The organism is Arthrobacter sp. B6, from assembly GCF_001663775.1.
Lineage (GTDB): Bacteria > Actinomycetota > Actinomycetes > Actinomycetales > Micrococcaceae > Arthrobacter.
Genome location: NZ_KV467169.1, coordinates 85,806 through 110,494, shown reverse-complemented (window position 1 = coordinate 110,494; position 24,689 = coordinate 85,806). Strand labels below are relative to the sequence as shown.

The following is a 24,689-nucleotide window of genomic DNA, read 5'->3' as shown; positions in this document are numbered from 1 at the left end:
CATTGGTCAGGGCGAGGCGTCGCTCGATAGCATCAGGGAGTGACTTCACTCGCATCCGCACCGGCGGCAGGCAATACCTGGCCGCGGCTCATCTCGGCTCTCATTAGTGGCACGGACCTCACCGCAGACAGTACTGCGTGGGCCATGGACACCATTATGTCGGGGGAAGCGACACCCGCCCAGATTGCCGGGTTCCTGGTTGCGCTCAGCGCCAAGGGTGAGACGGTGGAAGAGCTGTCCGGCCTTGTCGAGGCCATGCTGGGCCGCGCGAATCCCGTCGACATTTCCGGTGAAAAGCTGGACATCGTGGGCACCGGAGGCGACCAGCTGAACACAGTGAACATCTCCACGATGGCCGCGCTGGTGGCGGCCGGGGCAGGCGCCAAAGTAGTCAAACACGGCAACCGCGCGGCATCGTCGTCTTCGGGCTCCGCCGATGTTCTGGAGGCACTGGGCGTCAGGCTGGATCTGCCCATCAGCCGGGTTGCCCGGAACGCCGAGGAGGCGGGAATCACCTTCTGTTTCGCCCAGGTGTTCCACCCTTCCTTCCGCCACACGGCAGTGCCGCGGAGGGAGCTGGCCATTCCCACGGCCTTCAACTTCCTGGGTCCGCTCACCAACCCGGCCGGAGTGCAGTCCTCGGCCGTCGGTGTGGCAAACGCCAGGATGGCACCGCTGGTGGCAGGCGTCCTGGCACGGCGCGGCAGCCGCGGCCTCGTTTTCCGGGGCAATGACGGTCTCGATGAACTGACCACCACCGGGCCGTCCACCGTGTGGGAAATCAGGGACGGCGCGGTCACTGAACTGAAGTTTTCGCCCGGAGATCTGGGTATCCGGCGCGCGACGGTGGAGGAGCTTCGCGGAGGAGACGCGCAGGTGAACGCCGCCGTCGTGCGTGATGTCCTGGCGGGCCATCCCGGAGCGGCGCGTGATGCAGTCCTGCTGAACGCCGCAGCAGGACTGGTGGCGTTTGACCTCTCGGCGGACGGTGACTTCCTGGAGCGTATGGGTTCAGCACTTGAGCGTGCAGAGGCCTCGGTGGACTCGGGCGCAGCGGCCGCAGTTCTTGACCGCTGGGTATCGCTTAGCCAGGGGTAAAGGAACCCTCGCAAGCAGGAGCAGGGCCTGGCTTCCAGCCGGGTCCTGCGTATTTAACGTCCGTTGCTACTGCTCGAAGCCCAGGGCGAAGGCGGCGTCGAGATCATGCTGGGAGTACGCGCGGAAGGCGATGTGCGTGGTGGTATGAACTACTGCAGGAACCTTGGAGAGCCGGTCGGCGATGACATCGGCCAGGTCTTCATGCCTGGCAACCCTGGCTACCGCAATCAGGTCCCATTCTCCGGTTACCGAGTACACCTCGCTGATGCCCTGGATCGCGGAGATCTCCTCGGCGGTTTCAGGAATGCGGGCGGCGTCGGTTTTGATCAGAACGAATGCGGTGATCACTTTCAATCCTTCCGGATCTGTTGCGCCGTAGCAGTGCCCGGCAAGACTGTTTAGTGCTGCCAGCCTATTACACGGACCCGTTGCAGGGCTGCGTTTCCCGCACGCGTCAGGACGTTCGGCTCCGGCGCTTCAATACCAGCAGTGCCCGGTAGCCAAACAGGAACAGTCCCAGGCTCAGCAATGCAACTATCACAAAGGCGACCACCACTGTCTGTCCTGTGAGTGCCCGGAGGATCATGCCTCCGGCAACGGCGCACAGCCACACCACTGCCCCCGCCGAAAGTGACAATGGACGCCGCCGTACCTTGCCCGACAGCCACGCGAGGGCCGCGCCTGCCAGGAAGGGCCAGGCAGTGAGAAACACGCCTGTGACGATGTCACCCCGTTGGTGTGCGTCCCTTCCAATCGCCGCAAAAACCAGGATGAGGACCGCATCGGCCAAGGCTGCGGCAATGACGGACTGGCGACCGCGGGACGTGGAATGCTGCTGGGTCTCGGAAGTCATGGCTTCGAGCCTAGCGTTGCGGCGCCGCCGATGGGGAACCCAGCAAGGACTTTGGAAGTATCAGCGTGATGGCCGGCAGGCTTCTCCGGCCGTTGTGCCGGATATGCCCCCGGACTAGGCTCAAGCCGGGAGGGAGCACCATGCAGAAAATTTCGACTTGCCTGTGGTTCGAGAGCCAGGCTGAAGATGCTGCCGAGTTCTACGTCTCAGTCTTCGATGATTCACGAGTCCTGAACGTCGCGCGCTATGGCGCGGGCGGTCCGGCGCCGGAGGGACAGGCAATCACCGTTGAGTTCGAGATCGAAGGACGCAGGTTCCTGGCGCTAAACGGGGGATCGCCGTCCAACTTCACCGAAGCGATATCTTTTGTTGTTGACTGCCGGGACCAGGAAGAAGTTGACCGTTACTGGGCGGCGTTGACCGACGGCGGCGCCGAGAGCCAGTGCGGCTGGTTGGTGGACCGTTATGGCATCTCCTGGCAGATCGTGCCTTCCGTCCTGGGATCCCTGATCGGCGGGCCTGACCCGGAGGGAGCCCAGCGTGCCATGCAGGCCATGCTCGGAATGCGCAAGCTTGAAATCGCTGTTCTGCAAAGTGCATATGAGGGGTGACGGCGTGCCTGCGGCATGCCCATGTTCAAGCCATTACGGAACTGCATCCTGCTCGGAGCAGCAGCCGGCATAGCTGTGGGCCACCCGAAACCTAAGGAAGTGTTAGGAACCTCGGGAAAGCCTCTCCTGTGCCGCCAGTCACAGGTACTTTGGCTGGAGTCCTCTGTTTGGAGGAGCCACTACATGTCGAGGAGGAGCCATGGGCAACGACGCCATGGACAGCACGATTCCAGGTAAAGAACCTGTGGTGAAGGCGAATCAGCAGCTTCTGTCCGGAGTCAGCCACGCTGACCGTATAGACGACGACGGCGGCCGGCCCGCCAAATGGCGCATCATCGGGCCCGGTTTGGTCGTGGCAGCCACCGGCGTGGGGGCGGCTGACATGGTGGCCACGCTGGTGGCCGGCTCACGGTACGGTTACGGCCTGTTCTGGGCGGTCATCGTTGGTGTGGTCCTGAAGATCATCCTCGTTGAAGGCGCCGGCCGTTACACACTGGCAACTGGAAAGACGATCTTTGAGGGATGGCGGTCCCTCGGCAAATGGACCACCTGGTACTTCGGTCCGTACATCATGATCTGGGGCTTCGTCTACGGAGCCACGGCCATGTCCTCCGCAGCCTTGCCCCTGGCGGCAGTCTTCCCCATCCTGCCGTTGTGGGCGTGGGCCATCCTGATGGGCCTGGCCGGTTTCGTGATGGTGTGGTGGGGTAAATACGCCACATTTGAAAAGATTACCGCCGCGTTGGTGGGCATGATGTTCGTGACTGTCGTGGGCCTGGCCATTATTGCCGCCCCGAATATCCCGGAGATGCTCACCGGTCTGATTCCGATGATCCCATCAACCGACGGAGCCATCTTCTATACGCTCGCGCTGGCCGGGGGAGTGGGCGGAACGATAACGCTCGCCGCTTACGGGTACTGGCTGCGCGAGAAGGGGTGGTACACGCCGAAGTGGATGAAGGTCATGCGGATAGACAACTCCATGGCCTACGTGATGACCGGCATCTTCGTGGTTGCCATGCTCATTGTGGGCGCAGAGGTTGTCCGCTCCGCAGGGGTTTCCCTCAGTGCCAGCGACGAAGGCCTGCTGGATCTCTACGGCGTCCTGAAAGCCGAGTATGGCGACGTCGTCGGGACCGGGTTCCTGGTGGGCTTCTGGGCCGCATCCTTCTCCTCCATCATCGGCGTCTGGAATGGTGTCTCCCTGATGTTCGCCGACTTCTGGGGCAACATGCGGGGCAAGGAATCGGGCCACCCCGACACCCGCGTGGGCGGAAAGTACTTCAGGTTCTACATTTTGTGGCTGACCTTCCCGCCCATGATCCTCTTCGCACTGGGTCAGCCCATCGGTCTCATCCTGGCGTATGGCGCGCTGGGTTCGCTGTTCATGCCCTTCCTGGCGCTGACCCTCCTGGGCCTGCTCAACGGCAAGCGGATCCCCAAGGCCTGGGCAAATAAGCTGCACACCAACATCGCGCTGGGAGCCTGCGCGCTGCTGTTCGTCATTCTGGGTGTCCGGCAGTTCTGGACTTCCCTTTCGCCGCTCTTCGGCGGCTAGGGACTTGCACTCACAAGGGGACGCTTCCTCCGGCGAGGGCACTTCGAACCGACGTCCAGGATTTCAGGACTTCCAGCACCCCGGGGTCGCGCTCAGCGAGGACCGCCTGCTGGTAGGAGTCCTCGAGAAGCGTATCCACGGACACCCTGCGTCCGGTGGCTGCACTCAGGACGGCAGCTTCGACCATGGCCAGGCTCATGATGTTCTCGTGGACTATTCCCATCGGCGTGCATCCCGTGCGGAGAGCTGCCACGAAGTCCCGCAACGATCCGGCGATGTCCTGGCCCGGATCATCGCTGGAGCCCGAATCCGAAGCAAGCGAGGAAGCGGGGGCGTGATCGCCGTCCCACAGGACTGTGCCGTGCTCGCCGCTGATGCGCCACGACGCATTCCACGAGGTTTCCTGGCCCGGACTGCACCAACTGCCGCTGAACACGAAGCGTTGGCCTCCCGTCATTTCGAAGATGGCCGTGGAGCCTGCATCCCCGCGGTACCAGCTCCAGGAAGGGTTGTACTCCTCACAGAACACGGAGACGGGATCGGCGTCGACCAGGAACCGGGCCATGTCGAATTGGTGGATCGCCATGTCCAGCAGCAGCGGATGGTCCATGGCGTCCCGGAAGCCGCCAAAGCGCGGTGCCTTGAAGAACTCCGTGGAAACGATGCCCACACGGCCCAGGGAAGAGGACAGTCGCTTCGCTTCGAATAAGTGCCGGTTATAGCGGCGGGACTGGCTGACCATGAACAGCTGGCCGTGGAGTTCCGCGGCGGCCGCCAGCGAAAGCCCTTGGGCCACCGTGGACGCCACAGGTTTTTCGCCCAGGACGGGCAGTCCAGCGGCGAGTGCCTCGGTGGTGACGGGATGGTGTGCAGCAGGGACGGTGACGTTGATGACCGCCTTGGCGCCGACGTCGGATGCCAACCCTGCTGTACCGGCGCCTATCGGGAGGTCGGGACGCCCCAGCGCGGCTGCAGCCGCTCGGGCGGCGTCAAGATCCAGGTCGACGATGCCGGCGAGCTCTACCGAGGCAGACTCTTCCACGGTCCTAAGCCATGCGCGGCCCATGCCGCCGGCGCCGACGACGACGACGCGAAGCGGAGTGCCGTCGTCGGGGATGGTGGCGAAGGGGGTGCTCACGCGTTGGCCCCCTGGTAGCTCTTGCCGTTGAAGAAGTCGCCCGTCTCGTACCGCAGCAGTTCGGGGACGGCCCGTTCCGGGCGGTCAGTGACCGCCCATTCCACGGCGTTTGCGATGACCCTGCGGATGTCCTTGTGGTGGTAGACGGGGTAGTCCTGGTCGCCGGGGCTGAAAAAGAAGATTTTGCCGTGTCCGCGGCGGAATGTGCAGCCGGAACGGAAGACTTCGCCCCCGCTGAACGAGCTGATGAAAACGAGTTCTTCGGGCGTGGGGATGTCGAAGAATTCGCCGTACATCTCCTGCTGGGGAATTTCGATGGGGTGCGGCACGCCCTTGGCGATGGGGTGGGTGGGGTCCACGGTCCACACAAGTTCCCGGTCCTGCTCGGACCGCCAGCGCAGGGTGCATGACGTTCCCATGAGTTTGGTGAAGATCTTGGACCAGTGCCCGGAGTGCAGCACAATCAGGCCCATGCCTGCCAGGACATGCCGGTGGACGCGCTCTACGATCTCGTCGTCGACGTCCGCATGGGACATGTGCCCCCACCAGGTCAGGACATCAGTGGTGGCGAGCACTTCCTCGCTAAGGCCGTGTTCCGGTTCGTCAAGCGTTGCAGTCCGGATCTCGACGGCGGCCCCCAGGTTCTCCTCGATGCCCGCCTTGACGGCTCCATGCATACCTTCGGGGTAGAGCCGGGCAACCAGTTCGTCGCGCTTTTCGTGCCGGTTCTCGCTCCAGACGGTGACGCGGATGGGGTTGTTGCTTTCGGTCATGGTTCTCTCCGTTTGGGTGTGAAAGCGGTCTATTTGACCGCGCCGCCGGTGGTACCGGCGGCAATGTATTTCTGGGCTGCGACGAGCAGGACGATGGCCGGGATGGAGGCGAGTACCGCCGTCGCCATCACGGAACTCCAGTCGTTCACGTAGGCGCCGATGTACTGGAAGATGCCCAGTGTGACCGGCCGGACGGCCTCGGTGGTGGTCAGGGTCAGGGCGAACAGGAAGTCGCTCCAGGCGAACAGGAACGTGAACAGGCCTGCGGTGATGAGGGAGTTCCGGCTCAGTGGCAGCACGATCGACCAGAACGCCCGGATGTGTCCGGCGCCGTCCACGCGTGCAGCTTCGATGACGGAGGCCGGCATGCCGTTCATGAACGCCCGGATGATAAGGATGGCGAACGGGATGCCGTGCGACGAGTCCGCAAGGATGAGGCCCGGAATGGAGTTGAGCAGGCCGAGATCGTTGTACGCGGTGTAGAGGGCGTTGGCCACTACGATGCCCGGGATCATCTGGCTGATAAGGATGGCAAACAGGACAACGCCTGCGCCACGGACCTTGAAGTAGGCCAGGGCGTAGGCCGCGGGAGCCGCGATGGCCAGGCTCAATGCCACGCTGCCGAGCGAAATGACCAGGCTGGTTCCCAGGTTGCCGCCCTGCTCACTGATGGCAGTGGCGTAGCCGGTGAAATCGGGATTGAGCGGCAGCCATGATGTCTCGAGGGTGGTGCCGTTCGGCTGCAGGGACGCGTTGACCATCCAGTAGACCGGGAACAGCATTACGGCCAGGAAGAAGATTGCCAGTGCCGTGGAACCCCAGTTCCTGCGGTCGTGTGCTGCTGCCGTCGTGCTGCGGGCGGGTGCCTTCAGTTGGGTTGACATTGCTTCCTCACTCATCCACTGCGCGTCGGCTTGCCCGCAGGTACAGGACCGCGAACACCAGGGAAATGATCACCAGCACGTTTCCCAGGGCCGCGCCTTCGCCGAACTGGAACTCGTGGAAGGAAAGGTTGTAGGACTGGGTGGCGATGGTCTGTGTTGAGTTCGCCGGGCCACCGTTGGTAAGGCCCAGGATGATGTCCAGCACTTTGACCGTGTAGACGACGCCGAGCACCAGCACGACGCTGACCACGGGCCGCAACATGGGCCAGGTGATGTGTCGGAAAGCTTTCCACCCGGTGGCCCCGTCCAGGGAGCCGGCCTCATAGAGCTCGTCCGGTATCTCCTGCAGGCCGCCGTAGAGGATGGTCAGGTTGAACGGGATGCCGATCCAGATATTTACCCCTATGACAGCGATCAGCGCCAGCGAGGTGCTGGTCAGCCATGGAATACCGGTATCGATGATGCCCAAGTCGCCCAGGAACCGATTCAACGCACCGCTGTCCTTGTCCAGGATCCAGCGCCACACGGCACTGGAAACGATCAGCGGCAGGAGCCAGGGGAGCAGGAGCAGCGAACGGAGGATTCCGTTAAGCGGGAAGTTGCGCTGGAAGAAGATCGCCAACGCCAGTCCAATGAGGAACTGGCCCAGGATGGACCCCAGGGTAAACATCGCCGTATTCAGCAGCGAGGTTGAAAACAACGATGACGACAATACAGTCACGTAGTTCGCAAACCCCACCCACGGGGCTTCCCCGGTGAAGAACGTGGCGGTGGTGTAGTCCTGGAAGCTCATGACAAGGTTCTTCACCACGGGGTAGCCGAAAAAGAGTGCCATGTAGACCACGGCTGGGACCAGGAAGAGCCACTGAAAGATGCGCTCGCGCCGCCGGCGTGTGTGCCGCTTTGGGCCCTGCGATTCAGCCCCCGAACCGTTGGCGCGGCCGTGCTTGCGGGAGCCCTTTCCCCGGGCCGGCCCCGCCGCCGTATGCGATAAGTCGGTTTTCAATGACATAACAGGCTGCCTACTGGCCCTGGGCTTGCTTGAGGGCATCGGCCGGGGAGGCGTTGCCTGTGAGCGCGGTCTGGATGGCGGTGTAGATCTTTGTGGCCTGGCCCGGCCATTCTTCGCCGAGTTGGCCGGTGCGTGCACGGGCGGCTTTGATCAGCTCGGTGAAAGTGGCGAGCTTGGGGTTCTCCGCCGCAAAGGTTTCCGCAAGCGTGGTCTTGGAAGGAATGGTGTTGCGGACCTTGGCCATCGCCAGCTGGTTTTCGTCATTGTTCAGGCAGGAAACCACTTCGGCTGCCTTGGCCTGGCGGGCCTTGTTGCCAGTCTGCGGCACGGTCCAGACCTCCCCACCGAGCGGAGCCACTGACGTCTGCCCGGCCTGACGCACAGGGATCTTTACGACGCCGTACTGAAGGGCCGGCTGCTTATCCAGAGACGGAATCTGCCACGGGCCGTTGACCATCATGGCTGCCTTCCCGGCAAGGAACTGGTCCTTTACGTCAGCCTGCGTCCAGTTGAGGGCCGAGGATGAGACCGAACCACTCTTGACCAGATCGGTCCACAGCTGCAGGGCTTCTTCGGTCTCTTTGGTGTCAATTTTCTTTTCGTCGCCTCCGTTTGACCACATGACGGGGAGGAACTGCCAGGTCCCTTCGTAGGTGGGGTTGGCATTGAACGCCAGTCCGTACTGGTCCCCGGACGTCAGCGTGGCGGCCGCGGCCTTCAGCTCATCCCACGTGGTGGGCGGCATGATACCGGCCTTAGCCAGGATGTCCTTGTTGTAGAACAGGGCAATCGTGTTGACGGTGGGCGCGAGGCCGTAGACCTTGTCCTTGTATGTGCCTGCACTGAGGACGCCCTCGGCGAAGTTGTCGGTGCTAATTTCGAAGTCAGCCAGGGGAGCCAGCGCGCCGGTGGCGGCGATCTGCTGCAGGTCCGGGTTGTCCAGCATGAGTACGTCGGGCAGCGTCTTTGAGGAGGACTGCTGGAGCACCTTGGAGATCAGCGATTTGCCCGGAACGGTCTCGCGCTTGATGGTGACCCCGGCCTTGGTGCCGCACGCCGTGAGCGCGTCGCCGATAAAGGACTTGTCCGGTTCGTTGTTGTAATAGTCCACCACCGAGATTTCCTTGACGGAGTCGGTTGAAGAGGCCGACGTGCCGGCGGAGCCGCAGCCTGAGATGAACAGCGGAATGCCGACCAAGGAGGCGACGGCCAAAGAGAGCGGACGTGTGGTCCTGGGTGTTGACTTCATTGTCTTCCTTTGTGTTGTGACCGTCCGTCGATGCGTATCGTCGACGCGTATCGACGAGCGATTCTGATTTTTAGCAGGTTGGGGCGATGCGGGGTTCAGGCGCCGGGGGATGGGCGGAGCGTGCTGGAACGGTGTGTGATAGCCGTGGGTACCAACTCCAGGGATTCGGTTGGTCCCCGGGAATCGGATTGGAGGAGGTCGCAGACAATCTTCACGGCGCGTCGTGAAACTTCGGCCGGGCGGAGATCGATGGTGGAAAGCGGAATGGGCTGGAGTTCAGCAAGTGTGGGGGAGGCGCTGCCGATCACCGAAACATCTTTGCCCGGTGTTAGCCCACGGCTGGACAGCGCCCTCCGGAGAACGTCCTGAGCGGTGCCATCCGGTGCGATGAACGCGGGCACTCCGGTGGTTTCGGCCAAGGCCTTGTCCACGGAATCGGCAATGACGTCGCGGTCCGTGCCGCCTGGCAGGTGAACCACCTTTACGCCCAAGCTCTCCGCGGCCTTGTTGGTGCCGGCCATGAAGCGCTCCACGTAGTTTACGTGCCGGTCCACTACCTCGCGCTGCCAGTCGAGGACGGAGATTACGGTGTGGCCCGCCGCCGCGAGGTCCTGAACGCACTGTTCGCCGGCCATTTCAAAGTCGGCATCGATGCAGACCAGCCCGGAAGGATCGCGGGGGATGCCGATCAGAACCACTGGAACATGGAGGTTCCGGACTACGGGGAGCCGTTCGTCGTCGCCTTCCACCTGCATGAGAATCAGCCCGTCACATATTTGCTGGCCCACCACGCGTTGCAGGCCGGGTGCGCCCTCGTCCTCGGTGACCAGCAGGATGTCGTGGTCGTAAAGGCGTGCGGTGCTGGCTATCACGGATACGAATTCCATGATCGACGCCATGTGCAGTTCAGGAATGAACGGGATGACCAACCCGATCACGCGGGTTTTGCGGCTGGCCAGCGCGCGCGCTCCGGCGTTGGGCTGGTAGGTTAGCTGCTGGATAGCGTCCTCCACCTTCTTCCGGGTCTTTTCGGAGATGGGCCGCTTGCCGCTCAGTACATAGGAGACGGTGCTTTGGGCGACGCCGGCGGCCTGGGCAACGTCCTTGCTGGTGGGCACGGCCTGGCCTCCTTATGCTCTCTGCTGAACGGTTTCGGCGAATCGTCGATGCGCTTCGTCGATACGCTTCGACGTTGAGTATGGCATAAGTCACTTAGGGCGCGCAAGACCTCCGGCCTTCCGTGTCTACGGTGAGCCTCCGACGTCGGCGCGATGGAACTGCGCACGATGAGGAACTTGGTCGAGGGACGTCAGCCTACCCAGAGGGGCGCGAACCTTCCCGGCGCGCGTTTGATGGGGGAGAGGGGTCTGTCCGGTCTCAATATTATTGACAACGCTGACACAGGTTGTGCCAAATTCACTGACCGAGACGGCCGCATCTATCTCATTCAAAGTTGGCGGTTCCGTAGAACGCGTGGGTAGGCCATTTCGTCCGACGCGACTGATCGCTCGCCACGGACGGTTGGCAGCAACGTCTTAGTGTCCTTTGTTTGGCTGTTGATCAGATATGCAGCAGTACGATTCGTTCATGACGCGCCACCCTGTTGGGATGCTGTGACCGAGGAACCGGGTGAGACCAGGGTCCGCCCAGCCGTTCATCATGCCGGGCGCGCGGTCGTTTTCACGGTCGTCCTTGTGGTTGCTGGTGGGGTTGCACTGGGACTCCTGCCGCCCTCCTTCGTCGGGACTCTGATCACAGGTTTCATGGTGGGCCGGCTTGCCACTGCTGATCGAAAGGCTCCCTCTGACGTCTCAGGGGGCTTTGCGTGGTGGAAGCGGAGAGCCCGACGCACCTTTTACACAGCTTGGTGCGTGCTTGTCCTCTTGACAGGCTTGCTGGTCAATCACACGTCCGTTGTCGGATTGGGCTGGCAGACGCTTCTGATTCTGGGAATTATGACCGGGCCCATATGGGTTGTTCTACGGAAGCCTCCGCAGAGGCCGTGGGATCCCGGCCGGCTAACCAAATGATCAGAATGCACGCCTTCACGTGACCGGCGGTGCCGCAGTTTATGACGTGCCTTGTTTGCAGGATGGGTGGTTCCCGCTTCCGCGGGCGATCGGAGCTGAAAATCCGTCGGGTTCCGGGCCGGCCATTCGCGCAGTGTCTCCGCAGTTAATGGGAGTTTTCTGCTTCCAGTGACGCGATACCGGGTGGCACTGGGCGGAGGAGGAGTGATCGTCATCAGATGCAATTATCATTGTTCTACTTGACATAATGTAGATTATCGGCGTTATCGGCACGGCCTAGGGAAGTGGTAGCTGAGTTGTCCGGCCGCCTGTCGCCGCGCGTCCCCTAAATTAAGTCGCAAACGGTCGCGCAGATTCAGGGTGTACAGATTCAATGCTGAGTATTCCTGGTGTGAGTGCGCGGAAAACCTGCCGAGTTGCCGACCCAAGAAGTAACTAAGACGAACAGCCGGCAGCAGCCTTCAAAGCGAAAGTGAACCAAGTTGACATAATCCGGTCGCTTTTTTCTCTGATTAGCCGCCGACGTAGGCTGCGAGGTGCTTGCCTGTAAGCGTGGAACGGGCGGCCACAAGCTCGGCGGGCGTGCCCTCGAAAACGATCCTGCCGCCGTCGTGCCCCGCGCCCGGACCGAGGTCGATGATCCAGTCAGCATGCGCCATCACCGCCTGGTGATGCTCGATGACGATCACCGACTTGCCTGAGTCGACCAGCCTGTCCAGCAGGCCCAGCAGATTCTCGACATCGGCGAGATGAAGGCCGGTGGTCGGTTCATCGAGGACATAAACGTCGCCCTTCTCGGCCATCTGGGTGGCCAGCTTAACGCGCTGCCGCTCACCGCCGGACAGCGTGGTGAGCGGCTGGCCGAGCGTCAGGTACCCGAGCCCGACGTCCACGAGCCGGTCGAGGATCTTGTGCGCGGCCGGGGTGCGGGCCTCTCCGTCGCTGAAGAAGGCCTCAGCCTCCGTCATGGACATCGCCAGCACCTCGGAAATGTTCCGCCCGCCCAGTGTGTATTCCAGCACCGAGGCCTGGAACCGACGGCCCTCGCAGTCCTCGCACGTGGACTCCACGGTGGCCATCACTCCGAGTTCGGTGAAGATGACGCCCGCGCCGTTGCACGTGGGACAGGCACCCTCGGAGTTCGAACTGAACAGGGCCGGCTTGACGTTGTTGGCCTTCGCGAACGCCTTGCGGATCGGCTCAAGCAGGCCCGTGTACGTCGCCGGGTTGCTGCGGCGCGAGCCCTTGATGGCGCCCTGGTCGATCACCACAACGCCGTCCTGGTCTGCAACCGAGCCGTGGATCAGTGAGCTTTTCCCGGACCCGGCCACGCCGGTCACAACGCACAGGACACCGAGCGGGACGTCGACGTCCACGCCCTGGAGGTTGTGGGTCGAGGCACCCCTGACCTCGAGTTTGCCCGCCGCCGGACGCACCGAGTCCTTCAGGGCCGCACGGTCGTCGAGGTGGTGCCCGGTGATGGTGTCGCTCCCCCGCAGCCCCTCCAGGCTTCCCTCGTAGCAAACGCTGCCGCCCTTGGTGCCTGCGCCGGGGCCGAGGTCGACGACGTGGTCAGCGATGGCGATGGTCTCGGGTTTGTGCTCAACGACGAGCACGGTGTTGCCCTTGTCCCGCAGCTGCAGCAGGAGCTGGTTCATCCGCTCGATGTCGTGGGGGTGCAGGCCGATGGTGGGCTCGTCAAACACGTAGGTGACGTCGGTGAGGGAGGATCCGAGGTGGCGGATCATCTTGGTGCGCTGGGCCTCTCCCCCGGACAGCGTGCCGGCCGGCCGGTCCAGTGAAAGGTAGCCCAGTCCGATCTCGGCGAACGAATCGAGCAGGTGCCGCAGGCCCTTGAGGAGCGGCGCGACCGACGGTTCGTCGAGGTCGCGGACCCAATCGGCCAGATCACTGATCTGCATCTCGCACAGGTCGGCGATGTTCTTGCCGTGGATCCTCGACGACCTGGCCTCGGGGCTGAGCCGGGTGCCCCCGCACTCGGGGCAGGCCTGGAACGTGATGGCGCTCTCCACGAACCGCCGCACGTGCGGCTGCATCGCCTCGACATCCTTGGACAGCATGGACTTCTGGATCTTGGGGATGATGCCCTCGAACGTGAGGTTGATGCCCTCAACCTTGATCTTGGTGGGCTCGGAGTACAGCATCGTCTCAAGCTGCTTCTTCGTGAACGTGGCAATCGGCTTGTCCATCGGGAGGCCCATGCCTTCGAACAACCGGCCGTACCAGCCGTCCATGCTGTAGCCGGGGACCGTCAGCGCACCCTCGCCGAGCGTCTTGCTGTCGTCGTACAAAGCCGTCAGGTCAAAGTCGGAAACCGAGCCCATGCCCTCGCAGCGCGCACACATGCCGCCCAGGTAGACAACGTTCTGTACGACGGCCTTCTCTACCCGGCCGCCGGCCTTCTCCGTGCTCATCACACCGCTGGCCTTCCGCGTGGGGACGTTGAAGGAAAAAGCGGTGGGCGGGCCGACGTACGGCTGGCCCAGGCGGCTGAAAAGGATCCGGAGCATGGCGTTGGCGTCCGTGGCAGTGCCCACCGTTGAGCGTGGATTGGCGCCCATCCGCTCCTGGTCAACGATGATCGCCGTGGTCAGCCCTTCGAGGTGGTCCACGTCGGGCCGCGCCAGGTTTGGCATAAACCCCTGAACAAAGGCGCTGTAGGTTTCGTTGATCATCCGCTGCGACTCTGCGGCGATGGTGGCGAACACCAGCGAGCTCTTGCCTGAGCCGGACACTCCCGTGAACACCGTCAGGCGGCGCTTGGGGATCTCGATGCTGATGTCCTTGAGGTTGTTCTCCCTGGCACCCTGCACCCGGATCATGTCGTGCGTGTCGGCAGCGTGCAGCGCAGCGGACTGCTGGTCAGAACTCGTGGCGATGCTCATTGATCTCTCCCTGTGTCCGGCGGTTTCACCATGCGGTTTCACCCGGCGGCGCCCCCTGGCGGCCTGCGGCAACGTACCCTGGCTCTATCTAACCAGCTTCCGGCACGCTGTCGAGGGGGGGTATTCCCCCTCTTCAGGCGCGGTTCCGGCGTCCGGGGCCATTGTCTTATCAGCGGAGCTCACCAAGAATAAGCCAATGACGGTATATGTGCGATCCCTGGAAACAGCTGTTCCGCCAACGATGCTGGTGCAATCAGAGGCCCGTGACGTTTTCGCCGCCCAGCCCGGCCTGACGCGGCTGGGTTCAAGGCTGGTCAGCACGTGCTTCGACTCGGCGGCGATCGACACCCGCTACACCGCCGTCGAGGAAATGACGAGGGACTTCCGGGCTGACGATCCGCAGTTCTTCGACCCCGAGACCAGCCTGCTGCTGAACCCCAGCACCAAAGTCCGCAATGAGATATTCGGCCGGGAAGCCACCAAGCTGTTCATCGAGGCCGCACAGGCCGCCCTCGGCGCCTGCCCCGGCCTGGAAGCACAGGACATAACCCACCTCATTACGGTCTCCTGCACAGGGTTCTATAACCCGGGCCCCGACTACAAGATCGTCCGGGCGCTGGGACTGGATCCAGCGGTGCAGCGCTACCACCTCGGGTTCATGGGCTGTTACGCGGCCTTTCCTGCCCTCCGTGCCGCGAAATCCTTCTGCGAGGCTGATCCCGGGGCAATGGTCCTGGTGGTCTGTGCTGAGCTCTGTTCCCTGCATGTCCGGACCTCGAACGACCCGGACACCATAATGGGATCGGCCCTCTTCGCTGACGGAGCGGCTGCCGCCGTCGTCACCGCCCGCGAGGTTCCGGAGGCACCCGCGCTGATGCAGTTGGACCATTTCGAAACCGTACTGACGCCCGTCGGTGAGGAGTCCATGGCCTGGAATATCGGCGACCACGGGTTCGAAATGATCCTCGGAAACTACGTGCCCCACATCATTGATGACCACATCATCGGCGCGCTGGAGCCGCTGCTCGCCCGGGATACGTCAGTGCAGGGCCTCCCCTACCGTGGGATCCAGCACTGGGGCATCCATCCTGGCGGCCGAAGCATCCTGGACAAGGTCCAGTCGAGGCTGGACCTGACCGATGAGCAACTCCGTCCTGCGCGTGAAACGCTGCGGAACTATGGCAACATGAGCAGCGCAACGGTCCTTTTTGTCCTCAAACACATCCTCGACCAGCCGCTCGAAGGCGGTGGCGAACGCATCTGCTCGATGGCCTTCGGCCCGGGACTTACCGTGGAAACCGGGCTGTTCACCAAGCTTCGGCAGGGCACGGGACGAATCCCCTCGCCAGCCCCAGCCGTGCGGGAAGCGGCTGCCCAACCGTCGCCGGCCTGAGGCTCAAAGTGTGGCTGATGCGCAGACGCGCCTTTGACGCTGTTGAAAAAATGGACTTGCCTGACTGTGATCCGGACCGGCTGGACAGGACCTACCGGCAATTCGCGCTGGTCAACGGCGCACTTTCGGGCTGGCGCCGCCTGTACAGACGGGAAATCCGCCCGCTGCTTTCTGCCGGGTCAACCGTCAGCGTGCTGGACGTTGGTTCCGGCGGCGGCGACCTTGCCGTGACGCTCTCCCGGTGGGCTGCCAGGGACCGGTTCCGATTGCGGGTCACCGGTATCGACCCGGACAGCCGGGCCCACAGATTCGCGTCAGGCCGCCCGCCCGTTCCCGGCGTCGAATTCCGGTGTGCGCACACCGCGGAGCTCGTCCGGGAGGGACTCACCTTCGACGTGGTCATTTCCAACCATGTCCTCCACCACCTTCAGCCGGACGAGCTGCGACGCCTCCTTGGAGATTCGCAGGCGCTTGGGCGCAGGAAAGTGCTGCATAATGACCTGCGCCGCAGCCCGGCAGCGTTTGCGCTTTTCTTCGTGGCCGCCCTGCCCTTCAGGGGATCGTATATCCGGGAAGACGGCCTGACGTCGATCCGCCGCAGCTATACGCGGCAGGAACTTCAGGCTTTGGCTCCCCCGGGCTGGCACGCTGAACGGAGCTCCGCTTTCCACCAGTTGCTGGCCTGCCGCAAGGAATGGCCATGATCGACGTGGCAATTGTGGGTGGCGGCCCTGTGGGACTCTATCTGGCTGCGTTGCTGCTGCAGGAAGGCCTGCGTGTCCGTGTGCTGGAACAACGGCTGCAGCGCAACAGCCATTCGCGGGCGATCGGCATCCATCCACCGGCCCTCGCTGCGCTTGACCGCGCGGGGCTGGCCCCGGCGCTGTCCGCCGACGGGGTGGAAATCCGCCGTGGCCAGGCCTACAGCGGCGGCAAACTCGTGGGCACCATGTCATTTGAGTCGGTCTCCCGGCAGTTCCCTTTTGTCCTGTCCCTTCCCCAGTGCCGCACGGAAGCGCACCTTGAGCGCCGGGTGCAGGAACTGGACGCCACGGCGCTGGCCAGGGGCGCCCGCGTCACCGGAATAACGGACGACGGCGGCAGCCTGGCTCTCGCGCTGACTTCCCGTGAGGGTTCCGCACACCTTACGTCCGCCCTCGCCGTGGCTGCGGACGGCGCCCATTCCACGCTGCGCCAATCGCTCGGGGTACCTGTGAGCGTGAAAACCTATCCGGACCATTACGTGATGGGCGATTTCGCCGACACTGGGATCTTTGGCGCGGACGCCGTGCTGTTCCTGGAGGAAGGCGGAATCGTGGAGTCCTTCCCGCTTCCCGGTGGCCTGCGGCGCTGGGTTGTCCGCGTCGCCCGGCCCGACCCTTGCCCCGGTGCCAAGGACCTGGCGCTGCTCGTGCAGACACGGACGGGACTGGTACTCGACGTCGCCAGCAATACGATGCTGAGCGGTTTCAGCGTCCGGTCAGCGGTCCCACGCCGGCTGGTGACCGGCAGGACGGCCCTGATCGGTGACGCCGCCCATGAAATCAGCCCCATCGGCGGCCAGGGGATGAACCTCGGATGGCTCGACGCCGAAGCGTTGGCGCCAATAATGTGTGAGGCCATGGCAGGCAGGCCAGTCGGGCGGCGCCTCCGGGATTATGACGTCCTTCGACGGCGGGCGGCCGGCGTTGCGCGCCGGCAGTCCGAGGTCAACATGCTGCTGGGGCGCCCCCTTCCGGAGCCGTGGCTCCGTCTGCGAAATCGCGCCATAACGGCTCTCGCCTCGGTGCAGCCGGTCAACAGGCTGGTGGCCCGCCGCTTCACCATGCAGTGAGACCTTGCAATGCACCAGGCAGGGGCCCAGCCGTTGAGGCAGGCGTTCAGGACCCCGGAAAGTAGCAGTCGTAGCTGTCCTGGCTCACAATCCGGCCGTCCCGGACCTCAAAAACAGACGACGTCCGTGCCCTGATCGTCTCGCCCGCATCCCAGTACCGCAGATCCATCAGCGACGTCGCCGACCAGTCAGCCTCCAGGACAACGCGCCCGTGTTCACAGGTGGTCCGCCGGATCTCGAACTTCTGGTTGGCTACTACGCCGGCGCTGCGGTCAGCTCCTTCCAGTACCTGCTCGCGGGTCCGCGTTGAGCCTTCGGGCGCCAGCAGGTGCGGCGCCTCAACCAGGACAAACCCGTCCGCCAGGAACGGCTGGATGTCGGCGCCAACGCCTCCCGACTCCAGGGTCCGGACAAAATCGAGAACGAGTTCAAGCGGCGGTTTTTCCGACGACATCTCTTCAGCCATGGGATCGACACTAACCGATGGCTGACCCGGCGGCCGCCTTTGCGCCGCTAGGCTGTTCCCCATGAATCAAGCATCGCCGCCGACTCCCTTCAGTCCGGCCCGCATCCGGGAAACGGTGCAGGAAATCCTTTCGGCAGGATCGTTGCCGCCCATCGTGCAGGCCGGGCATCCGGTGCTCCGGCAACAGGCCGCCGCTTTTGACGGGCAATTGACGGCCACTGAACTGGACCAGCTCATTGACCTGATGCGGCGGGTCATGCATGAAGCCCCTGGGGTGGGGCTTGCCGCCCCGCAGTTGGGTATTCCCCTCCAGGTCGCGGTGCTGGAGGACAAGTTCGACGTCGACCCCGAAGCTGCGGCCGTGCGGAACCGAACACCGCTGGAGTTTCTCGCCGTCCTGAATCCGCAGTACCGCGCCGTGGGCACGCACGCCGCTGCATTTTTTGAAGGCTGTCTCTCGCTGAACGGCCTGCAGGCCGTGGTGGTCCGCCCTGAACGCGTTCGGCTGAAGTTCGATGAGCCTCAGGGCCTGCCGGCTGAAAGGGAATTTACCGGCTGGCAGGCAAGAATTGTCCAGCACGAGACCGATCACCTTCAGGGAACGATGTACGTTGACCGGGCAGAGCTGAGGTCCCTGAGCGGCAATGCCGAATATGCCGCTTACTGGGCAGAGCCCGGCATTGGCAAGGCCCGCGCCGCATTGGGTTTCCTGCCGGGCTTCCCGGACCTGCCCAAGCACTGATCCTTGCGCGGCCGGGAACTCAGGATACGGGCCCGGCCGGATTCGCCGCCGTCGGCAGAAAGCGGGACCACCAGCGAAGGATGTGCTCGAACCGAAGGCGGCGGTGATGCGGCGTTCCTGACCTTGAGAGTTCATGGTCTTCTCCCGGGAACAGGAGCAGCTCGGCCGGAACCCCGTTTCGCTTCAGGGCAGTGAAATAGCGCTGGCCTTGCTCCACCGGGCATCGCAGGTCATCTTCGCTATGGATGACCAGCGTAGGAGTCCGGACCTTTTCAGCGTGTTGCATCGGGCTCTGCGCGTCCACGGCATGGCGCGACCGGCCCATGTACTCGGCGGCGAAGTACCATCCGATGTCCGCCGACCCTTCAAAGCTGACCGGATCGAGGAACCCGCGCTCCACGATGGCAGCCGAGAATCGGTGGTCGCGGGCAATGGTCAACGCCGTGAGGTATCCGCCGTATGACCCGCCCATAATGCCAAGCCTGGCGGCATCCAAGGCCGGAAACTTGTCCAGCGCCCCCTCGAGGAACGCCAGTACATCCTGCATGTCAAAAGTGCCCATGGCTCCCTTGATGGCATGTCCGTGGTCCCGGCCGTAGCCTGCGGACCCCCGCGGATTGCACATCACCACCGCATACCCGGCGCCGGCATAGACCTGGGCTTCGTCATGGAGTGCCACTGTGTACTGGGCGAAGGGCCCGCCGTGAACGGACAGCAGCACCGGATGTGGTCCCTTACCGGCAGGACTGACCAGCCAGCCGTGGACCGGATATCCGTCCGTCGAAACGAAGGTCAGTTCCTGGGGGACAACGACGTCCGCCTGTACGCGAAGCGCTGCGGCAAAATCGGTCAGGAGCCGCAGTTGGCCGTCTTCGAGGACGGCCACATCGCCGGCCGTGGAAGGGTCGCTGAACGTGACAAGCATCGATCCCCCGGCCCAGGCGGCCCCCGTAACCACCCTGTCTCCGTGGACCAGCAGCGCGTGGTCACCGGTGGCGTGCAGTTCCAGGAGTTCCACAGTGCCCTGGGCATTGTTAAGTACAACAGCCCCGGCCGGGCCGCGCAGTTCGAGGCGGTCCCCGGGGCAGGCAACATCCATGATTTCCGGGTCGGTCAGCGCTGCTGCTTCGCCGCCGTCTGTGGGCATGCAGTACAGAACCGCGTTGCGGGCCACGAAATCCGTGCCTGACTCACCAAGCACCCTGGCGATAAAGAACAGCCACCTGCCGTCCTTGGACTGCCTGACGTCCTGGACGGTCTGCCGCGGCGCTCCTTCCGGCTCCACCCGCAACGGCTCCCCTCCTCCGGCTGGGACACGGTAGATGGCCATCTCCAAAGTATCGTCGCTCCCCGGCGGGGCGCAGACGAAGTAGACGAAGGCGCCGTCGGCGCTGAACACTGCGCTCTCATGATCGGTGGTGGCGGACGTCAGTTGCCGGGCCGGGGGAACGTCGCCCGCCGGCGGGTGGTTACGCTGGGCGCGTCCGCGGGGAACCACCCGCGGTTCCTCCCCGAACTCCGGGACGTCCAGCACAAAGAGCCGGGCAGGTTTATCTTTGGTGTACCCCACACCGTTGAGGCGGTACTGGTAGTCGGTGATCAGCCGCGGATCCTCTGCGGCCGGTCCTACATCCTCCCAGGTACCGTAGCGGCCCGGGGCCGGCTCGCGTGAGCTGAAGACAATCCGATGGGAATCCGGAGACCAGGAGAATCCGTCGACGCCCAGGGGCCGTTCCGTCAGCGCCCGGGGTTCACCGCCGCCGGCTTCCACGACAAACAGTTGCGGTTTCGCGGACGGTCCTGTCACGCGAAGAAAGGCCAGTGCAAGGCCGTCCGGAGAGAAGGCAGGTCCGGAATCCTTGAAGCCGCGCGTGAACCGGCGCGGCAGCTGCCCTGGGTCCAAGGGAACGTTCCATAGCTGGCCTACATAGGCGTCCGCATCGAAATCGGGTCTGATGACTGAAACCACGGCCCGGCTTCCGTCGGGATGGACAGCTGGCGCGGACACGGAGTTCAACAGCGGGAGGTGTTCTGGCTTCACCCACGTGAGCCTAACGTGCACCCCTCCCCGGGAGGAACATGGCAACTGGTGCGGGAGGTGCCTTCCGGCCAGCCGCCCTAAGATGGTGGACATGCCTTCCTCCCCTGCCCTGGCGCTGCGCTGCCCCGTTTGCCGCTCGCCACTCGGTACGGCCGACGCCGGAAGGGCAGTTCCGCCAAAGGTCCTGGTGTGCGCGTCCGGACACAGTTTCGATGCCGCCAAGCAGGGATACTTCAATCTCCTTGTCGGGAAAGGCACCTCATTCGAGGCGGACACCGCCGAAATGGTCGCCGCCCGGGTCAGATTCCTGGAAAGCGGTCACTACCGCCCCCTGGCTGACGCCGTTGCTGCCGCCGTCGTTCCTCTCTTTCCTGCGGAAGCAGCCACCCTGCTGGATTCGGGCACAGGCACGGGCCACTACCTGCGTGTACTGCTTGATACCGCCGGGGCAGCGCCCGCCCGCGTCACGGCCATCGGCCTGGACATCTCAAAGTTCGCCATGCGGCGGGCGGCCCGCCTCAATCCCGAAGTCACCAATTTGGTCTGCGATGTGTGGCAGCCGCTGCCTGTAGGCGACGATTCCGTCGACGTAGTGACGGTGATCTTCGCGCCTCGAAACCCGTCGGAATTTGCACGTGTCCTCCGGCCTGGCGGGCGGCTGGTGGTCGTGACGCCCAGGGCAGGCCACCTGGCCGCAATTGCTGAGCAGACAGGCATGCTGGGGATCGAAGCAGGCAAGGACGACAGGCTCATTGATGCGATGTCTGCGCAGTTCCGGGTCGAAACCGTTCGCGACCTCGACGTTCCGTTAACGCTGGCACCCCGGGAAGTTGCCGACCTCGCCTACATGGGTCCGGCGGGCCATCATCTGGACCGCGACGAACTCGCCGCACGGCTGGCCGGCCTCACGTCCAGCTCAGCCGTGGAGGCGCGCTTCCGCATTACCGTATTTTGTTTGGCCGGCCGGCCGCGGTAACGACTTGGCCACTATCCCGGCGAAAGTCCCGGCAGCCTGCCGCCCCGCTGCCCTTCGGACTACGATTGGAGGACAGTACAGAGCCTGCCGTCGTTGCCCGCAGCGCGACTAGGGCTGTCGAAGGGGGACGGAATGTTTGAATGGCTTGGCGAGAACTGGTGGGCACTGTGGCTCACCGCCTTCCTCGCATTTGCCGTGGTCGAAATGATCACACTGGACCTGTTCTTCATCATGCTCGGCGGGGGTACACTCGCTGCGCTCGTCGCTGACTTTGCCGGCGCCGACCTCTGGCTGCAGATCGTTGTCTTCTGTGTCGTGTCGCTGCTGATGATTGCCTTCGTGCGGCCAGTTGCACTCACCCACCTGAAAAAGGGGCCCAATGAGCAGCGGACCAACGTTGACCGCCTCATCGGAGTGCAGGCGCTGGTGATGGAACCCGTCAGTTCTACCGGGGGCCTGGTAAAGATCGGCGGCGACGTCTGGACCGCCCGTTCTGCCGCCGGAGTCCTGCCGGCCGGCCAGAAGGTGGTGGTTTCCGCCATCGACGGCGCTACCGCGGTGGTCGCGGCACAACCGGAAACGGCCAGCCCGGCCTAGATACAGCTTCAATAACAACTGGGGATAAGAGGAAATGTATGGATAACGCCGGAGGAGCCGCTGTAGCGATTGTGCTGCTGGTCCTGATCGTGTTCGTGATTATTGTTCTGGTCCGGGCGGTGCGCATCATCCCGCAGGCACGGGCCGGCGTTGTGGAACGGCTCGGCAAGTACCAGCGGACGCTAAACCCTGGTCTGACCATCCTGATCCCCTTCGTGGACCGCCTCCTGCCGCTCCTTGACCTGAGGGAACAGGTGGTGTCGTTCCCGCCGCAGCCGGTCATCACCGAGGACAACCTGGTGGTATCCATCGATACCGTGGTCTATTTCCAGGTCACCGATCCGCGCGCTGCCACGTACGAGATCGCCAACTACATCCAGGCCGTGGAGCAATTGACCACCACCACCCTGCGTAACGTTGTTGGCGGGCTGAACCTGGAAGAGGCACTTACTTCCCGTGACCAGATCAACGGCCAACTGCGCGGAGTGCTCGATGAGGCAACGGGCCGATGGGGCATCCGCGTCTCGCGCGTTGAGCTGAAAGCCATTGATCCGCCGCACTCCATCCAGGACTCGATGGAAAAGCAGATGCGCGCCGAACGTGACCGCCGCGCTGCCATCCTCACTGCGGAAGGCACCAAGCAGTCCGCGATCCTCACCGCCGAAGGCCAGCGGCAGGCATCCATCCTGGCTGCAGAGGGTGATGCCAAGGCGGCCATCCTTCGTGCCGACGGTGAAGCTCAGGCCATCCAGAAGGTGTTCGACGCCATCCATAAGGGCAACCCCGACCAGAAGCTTCTGGCCTATCAATACCTCCAGACACTGCCCAAGCTGGCCGAGGGCAGCTCCAACAAACTGTGGATCATCCCCAGTGAAGTCGGCGAGGCATTGAAGGGAATCGGCAACGCCCTCGGCGGCACCAATCCTGACCCGGAGGCAAGCGGCGGATTGTTCGACGAGGTGGCGGCCAAGCAGTCTGGGTCCTGACCCGGAAACGCCCAACCAGGAGGGGATTCGCACCTTGGTGCGGATCCCCTCTGTTTTGTTTACCGGGCCCGGCGCCCGTATAATTGGATATTTGTCCGGTCCGGTGAGAACCGACGGAACAAGAAAGCTTCGCAATGCGTTGAATCTATTGATGCAGCACAGTGCACACAGTAGTCCGGCGGCGCTAAAACCGCCCCGGCTAGCGTGGGGCCTTGCTCCGCGAACCGACCAGAGGGAGAAAACATGAGCGATCGCAGCCTGCGGGGTATGCGCCTTGGCGCGCAGAGCATGGAGACCGAGTCCGGTGTTGAGCCGGCTCCGCGTCAGCGTGTCGAATACAGGTGCGAGGATGGCGAGCAGGTTTTTGTCACCTTCTCTTCCGAGGCGGAAATTCCCCCGGTTTGGGTTTCCAAAACCGGCAAGGAAGCGCTCCTGGTTGACGGCGAGCGTCCCGACACCAGCAACGAAAAGGCCGTCCGCACCCACTGGGACATGTTGCTTGAACGGCGGACCCTCCCCGAGCTGGAGCAGATTCTTGAAGACCGCCTGACCATCCTGCGCGAACGCCGTGGCGAACGGCGCACTGCGTAGCTCCGCAGACCAGGAAGAGCCGCCTCGCGCTGGCTCGCAAAAAGGGGCCCGTCCCACACCGTGAGGTGTGGGACGGGCCCCTTTTAGGCTCGGCCAGGACCGGCGGCGACGCCCGGCCGGAGGCTACGCCGGGTGAGAATCCTTCTTGCCGGTCAGCTTGTTCCACCGGGCCTGCAGGCCCCACTTGGTGACGTTGATCATCGCTTCCACAACGATGTTTCCGCTCATCTTCGACGCACCCAGCTCCCGTTCGACGAAGGTGATGGGCCGCTCCTCGATCCTCAGCCCCATCTTCGCGACGCGCCACGCGAGGTCCACCTGGAAGCCGTAACCCACCGAGTCGATCTGGTCGAGGTTCAGCTTTTCCAGGGTGGTCCTGCGGAAGGCACGGTAGCCGCCCGTGACATCCTTGATCTTCAGGCCCAGCATGACCCGGGCATAGGTGCTGCCAATCCGTGAAATGGCCTGCCGGTACAACGGCCAGTTGACCACGCTGCCGCCAGCCACCCACCGTGAACCCATCGCCAAGTCAGCGCCCTGGTCGATGGCGTCCAGCAGCAGCGGAAGCTGTTCAGGCTTGTGGGAGCCGTCGGCGTCCATTTCCACCAGGACGTCGTAACCGGCGTCGAGGCCCCATCTGAAGCCCGCGATGTAAGCGGCGCCAAGGCCTTCCTTGCCCTTGCGGTGCAGGACGTGGACCTGGGAGTCCGCGGCAGCGATGCTGTCGGCCAACTGCCCCGTCCCGTCAGGGCTGTTGTCGTCCACCACCAGCACATCGGATGCCGGCACCGCGTCCCGCAGGCGCTGGAGAGTCTTGGGCAGCGATTCCAGCTCGTTGTAAGTAGGGATGATGGTGAGGACGCGCACAGAGAGCCTTTCCTGGATGAAAGTTGTCAGGGCACCTGGTGCACAGTGGAGGCACTGGCAGGCGCAACTTCCCATTATAGGGTG

The 24,689-nt window shown here is 63.6% G+C and carries 23 protein-coding genes; 11 read left to right on the top strand and 12 right to left on the bottom strand.

Annotated features, from left to right (window positions below; genetic code table 11):
- The first annotated feature begins 39 nt into the window (after positions 1-39).
- On the top strand, positions 40-1,098 hold the full coding sequence (trpD, locus tag AU175_RS15160; protein WP_066291444.1) for an anthranilate phosphoribosyltransferase: 1,059 nt from the start codon (positions 40-42) through the stop codon (positions 1,096-1,098).
- Between the two features lie 66 nt (positions 1,099-1,164).
- Here the strand turns inward: trpD and AU175_RS15155 are convergent, their stop codons facing one another.
- Entirely contained in the window at positions 1,165-1,446 is a 282-nt protein-coding gene (locus tag AU175_RS15155; RefSeq protein ID WP_066291441.1) for an Lrp/AsnC family transcriptional regulator, read from the bottom strand.
- A gap of 106 nt (positions 1,447-1,552) precedes the next feature.
- A complete protein-coding gene (locus AU175_RS15150) occupies positions 1,553-1,951 on the bottom strand; it encodes a DUF3054 domain-containing protein (protein WP_066291439.1) in 399 nt (132 codons plus the stop codon).
- Between the two features lie 140 nt (positions 1,952-2,091).
- Here AU175_RS15150 and AU175_RS15145 point away from each other — a divergent pair, with 140 nt between their 5' ends.
- Together AU175_RS15145 and AU175_RS15140 are read left to right on the top strand one after the other, a co-directional pair.
- Positions 2,092-2,562, top strand: coding sequence for a VOC family protein (locus tag AU175_RS15145; RefSeq protein WP_066291436.1), 471 nt, complete (start codon positions 2,092-2,094; stop codon positions 2,560-2,562).
- 199 nt (positions 2,563-2,761) lie between these two features.
- Positions 2,762-4,120 carry an Nramp family divalent metal transporter gene (locus AU175_RS15140; protein WP_231938627.1) on the top strand — a complete coding sequence of 453 codons (1,359 nt, stop codon included), beginning with the start codon at positions 2,762-2,764 and terminating at the stop codon, positions 4,118-4,120.
- Positions 4,121-4,130: 10 nt separating this feature from the next.
- On the opposite strand, the gene AU175_RS15135 is transcribed toward AU175_RS15140, so the two are convergent.
- The 7 genes from AU175_RS15135 to AU175_RS15105 all read right to left on the bottom strand — a co-directional run bounded on the left by AU175_RS15135 (position 4,131) and on the right by AU175_RS15105 (position 14,112).
- On the bottom strand, positions 4,131-5,258 hold the full coding sequence (locus tag AU175_RS15135; RefSeq protein WP_066291434.1) for a Gfo/Idh/MocA family protein: 1,128 nt from the start codon (positions 5,256-5,258) through the stop codon (positions 4,131-4,133).
- The gene (locus AU175_RS15130) at positions 5,255-6,031 is read right to left on the bottom strand and encodes a ThuA domain-containing protein (protein WP_066291432.1); all 777 of its coding nucleotides are present in this window, start codon (positions 6,029-6,031) and stop codon (positions 5,255-5,257) included. The genes AU175_RS15135 and AU175_RS15130 overlap by 4 nt, the downstream gene beginning before the upstream one ends.
- Positions 6,032-6,060: 29 nt before the next feature.
- Complete coding sequence (locus tag AU175_RS15125) at positions 6,061-6,915, bottom strand: carbohydrate ABC transporter permease (RefSeq protein WP_066291430.1); 855 nt, start codon at positions 6,913-6,915, stop codon at positions 6,061-6,063.
- A gap of 7 nt (positions 6,916-6,922) precedes the next feature.
- The gene (locus AU175_RS15120) at positions 6,923-7,927 is read right to left on the bottom strand and encodes a carbohydrate ABC transporter permease (RefSeq protein ID WP_066291428.1); all 1,005 of its coding nucleotides are present in this window, start codon (positions 7,925-7,927) and stop codon (positions 6,923-6,925) included.
- A gap of 10 nt (positions 7,928-7,937) precedes the next feature.
- Positions 7,938-9,176, bottom strand: a complete 1,239-nt coding sequence (locus AU175_RS15115; protein WP_066291426.1) for a sugar ABC transporter substrate-binding protein — start codon at positions 9,174-9,176, stop codon at positions 7,938-7,940.
- A gap of 95 nt (positions 9,177-9,271) precedes the next feature.
- The gene (locus AU175_RS15110; RefSeq protein WP_066291424.1) at positions 9,272-10,294 is read right to left on the bottom strand and encodes a LacI family DNA-binding transcriptional regulator; all 1,023 of its coding nucleotides are present in this window, start codon (positions 10,292-10,294) and stop codon (positions 9,272-9,274) included.
- A 1,424-nt stretch (positions 10,295-11,718) separates the two neighbouring features.
- Positions 11,719-14,112: an ATP-binding cassette domain-containing protein gene (locus tag AU175_RS15105; protein ID WP_066291422.1), complete on the bottom strand. Its 2,394-nt coding sequence runs from the start codon at positions 14,110-14,112 to the stop codon at positions 11,719-11,721.
- A gap of 196 nt (positions 14,113-14,308) precedes the next feature.
- On the opposite strand from AU175_RS15105, the gene AU175_RS15100 reads away from it, so the two are divergent.
- The 3 genes from AU175_RS15100 to AU175_RS15090 are packed head-to-tail and all read left to right on the top strand — an operon-like array spanning position 14,309 to position 17,339.
- The gene (locus AU175_RS15100; RefSeq protein WP_066291420.1) at positions 14,309-15,505 is read left to right on the top strand and encodes a type III polyketide synthase; all 1,197 of its coding nucleotides are present in this window, start codon (positions 14,309-14,311) and stop codon (positions 15,503-15,505) included.
- A 17-nt stretch (positions 15,506-15,522) separates the two neighbouring features.
- Positions 15,523-16,209, top strand: a complete 687-nt coding sequence (locus tag AU175_RS15095) for a class I SAM-dependent methyltransferase (RefSeq protein ID WP_066294205.1) — start codon at positions 15,523-15,525, stop codon at positions 16,207-16,209.
- Positions 16,206-17,339 carry an FAD-dependent oxidoreductase gene (locus AU175_RS15090; protein WP_066291417.1) on the top strand — a complete coding sequence of 378 codons (1,134 nt, stop codon included), beginning with the start codon at positions 16,206-16,208 and terminating at the stop codon, positions 17,337-17,339. The genes AU175_RS15095 and AU175_RS15090 overlap by 4 nt, the downstream gene beginning before the upstream one ends.
- A 46-nt stretch (positions 17,340-17,385) precedes the next feature.
- On the opposite strand, the gene AU175_RS15085 is transcribed toward AU175_RS15090, so the two are convergent.
- Complete coding sequence (locus AU175_RS15085; protein WP_066291415.1) at positions 17,386-17,805, bottom strand: nuclear transport factor 2 family protein; 420 nt, start codon at positions 17,803-17,805, stop codon at positions 17,386-17,388.
- Between the two features lie 61 nt (positions 17,806-17,866).
- On the opposite strand from AU175_RS15085, the gene AU175_RS15080 reads away from it, so the two are divergent.
- Positions 17,867-18,547 carry a peptide deformylase gene (locus AU175_RS15080; RefSeq protein WP_066291413.1) on the top strand — a complete coding sequence of 227 codons (681 nt, stop codon included), beginning with the start codon at positions 17,867-17,869 and terminating at the stop codon, positions 18,545-18,547.
- A gap of 19 nt (positions 18,548-18,566) precedes the next feature.
- Here AU175_RS15080 and AU175_RS15075 read toward each other — a convergent pair whose 3' ends face one another.
- Positions 18,567-20,588 (bottom strand): S9 family peptidase, encoded by a 2,022-nt coding sequence (locus tag AU175_RS15075; protein WP_066291409.1) that lies wholly within the window; start codon positions 20,586-20,588, stop codon positions 18,567-18,569.
- A gap of 91 nt (positions 20,589-20,679) precedes the next feature.
- On the opposite strand from AU175_RS15075, the gene AU175_RS15070 reads away from it, so the two are divergent.
- The 4 genes from AU175_RS15070 to AU175_RS15055 all read left to right on the top strand — a co-directional run bounded on the left by AU175_RS15070 (position 20,680) and on the right by AU175_RS15055 (position 23,738).
- Positions 20,680-21,564 carry a putative RNA methyltransferase gene (locus AU175_RS15070; RefSeq protein WP_066294203.1) on the top strand — a complete coding sequence of 295 codons (885 nt, stop codon included), beginning with the start codon at positions 20,680-20,682 and terminating at the stop codon, positions 21,562-21,564.
- Positions 21,565-21,696: 132 nt separating this feature from the next.
- Positions 21,697-22,161, top strand: a complete 465-nt coding sequence (locus AU175_RS15065; RefSeq protein WP_066291406.1) for an NfeD family protein — start codon at positions 21,697-21,699, stop codon at positions 22,159-22,161.
- A gap of 38 nt (positions 22,162-22,199) precedes the next feature.
- Positions 22,200-23,147, top strand: a complete 948-nt coding sequence (locus AU175_RS15060; RefSeq protein ID WP_066291403.1) for an SPFH domain-containing protein — start codon at positions 22,200-22,202, stop codon at positions 23,145-23,147.
- A 243-nt stretch (positions 23,148-23,390) separates the two neighbouring features.
- On the top strand, positions 23,391-23,738 hold the full coding sequence (locus AU175_RS15055) for an RNA polymerase-binding protein RbpA (protein ID WP_066291394.1): 348 nt from the start codon (positions 23,391-23,393) through the stop codon (positions 23,736-23,738).
- Positions 23,739-23,861: 123 nt separating this feature from the next.
- Here AU175_RS15055 and AU175_RS15050 read toward each other — a convergent pair whose 3' ends face one another.
- Positions 23,862-24,605 carry a polyprenol monophosphomannose synthase gene (locus AU175_RS15050; protein ID WP_066291386.1) on the bottom strand — a complete coding sequence of 248 codons (744 nt, stop codon included), beginning with the start codon at positions 24,603-24,605 and terminating at the stop codon, positions 23,862-23,864.
- Between the last annotated feature and the right edge of the window lie 84 nt (positions 24,606-24,689).

Coding starts and splice junctions, on each gene's coding strand:
- AU175_RS15150 (WP_066291439.1), bottom strand. CDS start 1,951: ATGACTTCCGAGACCCAGCAGCATTCCACGTCCCGCGGTCGCCAGTCC.
- AU175_RS15145 (WP_066291436.1), top strand. CDS start 2,092: ATGCAGAAAATTTCGACTTGCCTGTGGTTCGAGAGCCAGGCTGAAGAT.
- AU175_RS15140 (WP_231938627.1), top strand. CDS start 2,762: ATGGGCAACGACGCCATGGACAGCACGATTCCAGGTAAAGAACCTGTG.
- AU175_RS15130 (WP_066291432.1), bottom strand. CDS start 6,031: ATGACCGAAAGCAACAACCCCATCCGCGTCACCGTCTGGAGCGAGAAC.
- AU175_RS15125 (WP_066291430.1), bottom strand. CDS start 6,915: ATGTCAACCCAACTGAAGGCACCCGCCCGCAGCACGACGGCAGCAGCA.
- AU175_RS15120 (WP_066291428.1), bottom strand. CDS start 7,927: ATGTCATTGAAAACCGACTTATCGCATACGGCGGCGGGGCCGGCCCGG.
- AU175_RS15115 (WP_066291426.1), bottom strand. CDS start 9,176: ATGAAGTCAACACCCAGGACCACACGTCCGCTCTCTTTGGCCGTCGCC.
- AU175_RS15105 (WP_066291422.1), bottom strand. CDS start 14,112: ATGAGCATCGCCACGAGTTCTGACCAGCAGTCCGCTGCGCTGCACGCT.
- AU175_RS15100 (WP_066291420.1), top strand. CDS start 14,309: ATGACGGTATATGTGCGATCCCTGGAAACAGCTGTTCCGCCAACGATG.
- AU175_RS15095 (WP_066294205.1), top strand. CDS start 15,523: ATGCGCAGACGCGCCTTTGACGCTGTTGAAAAAATGGACTTGCCTGAC.
- AU175_RS15090 (WP_066291417.1), top strand. CDS start 16,206: ATGATCGACGTGGCAATTGTGGGTGGCGGCCCTGTGGGACTCTATCTG.
- AU175_RS15085 (WP_066291415.1), bottom strand. CDS start 17,805: ATGGCTGAAGAGATGTCGTCGGAAAAACCGCCGCTTGAACTCGTTCTC.
- AU175_RS15080 (WP_066291413.1), top strand. CDS start 17,867: ATGAATCAAGCATCGCCGCCGACTCCCTTCAGTCCGGCCCGCATCCGG.
- AU175_RS15070 (WP_066294203.1), top strand. CDS start 20,680: ATGCCTTCCTCCCCTGCCCTGGCGCTGCGCTGCCCCGTTTGCCGCTCG.
- AU175_RS15065 (WP_066291406.1), top strand. CDS start 21,697: ATGTTTGAATGGCTTGGCGAGAACTGGTGGGCACTGTGGCTCACCGCC.
- AU175_RS15060 (WP_066291403.1), top strand. CDS start 22,200: ATGGATAACGCCGGAGGAGCCGCTGTAGCGATTGTGCTGCTGGTCCTG.
- AU175_RS15055 (WP_066291394.1), top strand. CDS start 23,391: ATGAGCGATCGCAGCCTGCGGGGTATGCGCCTTGGCGCGCAGAGCATG.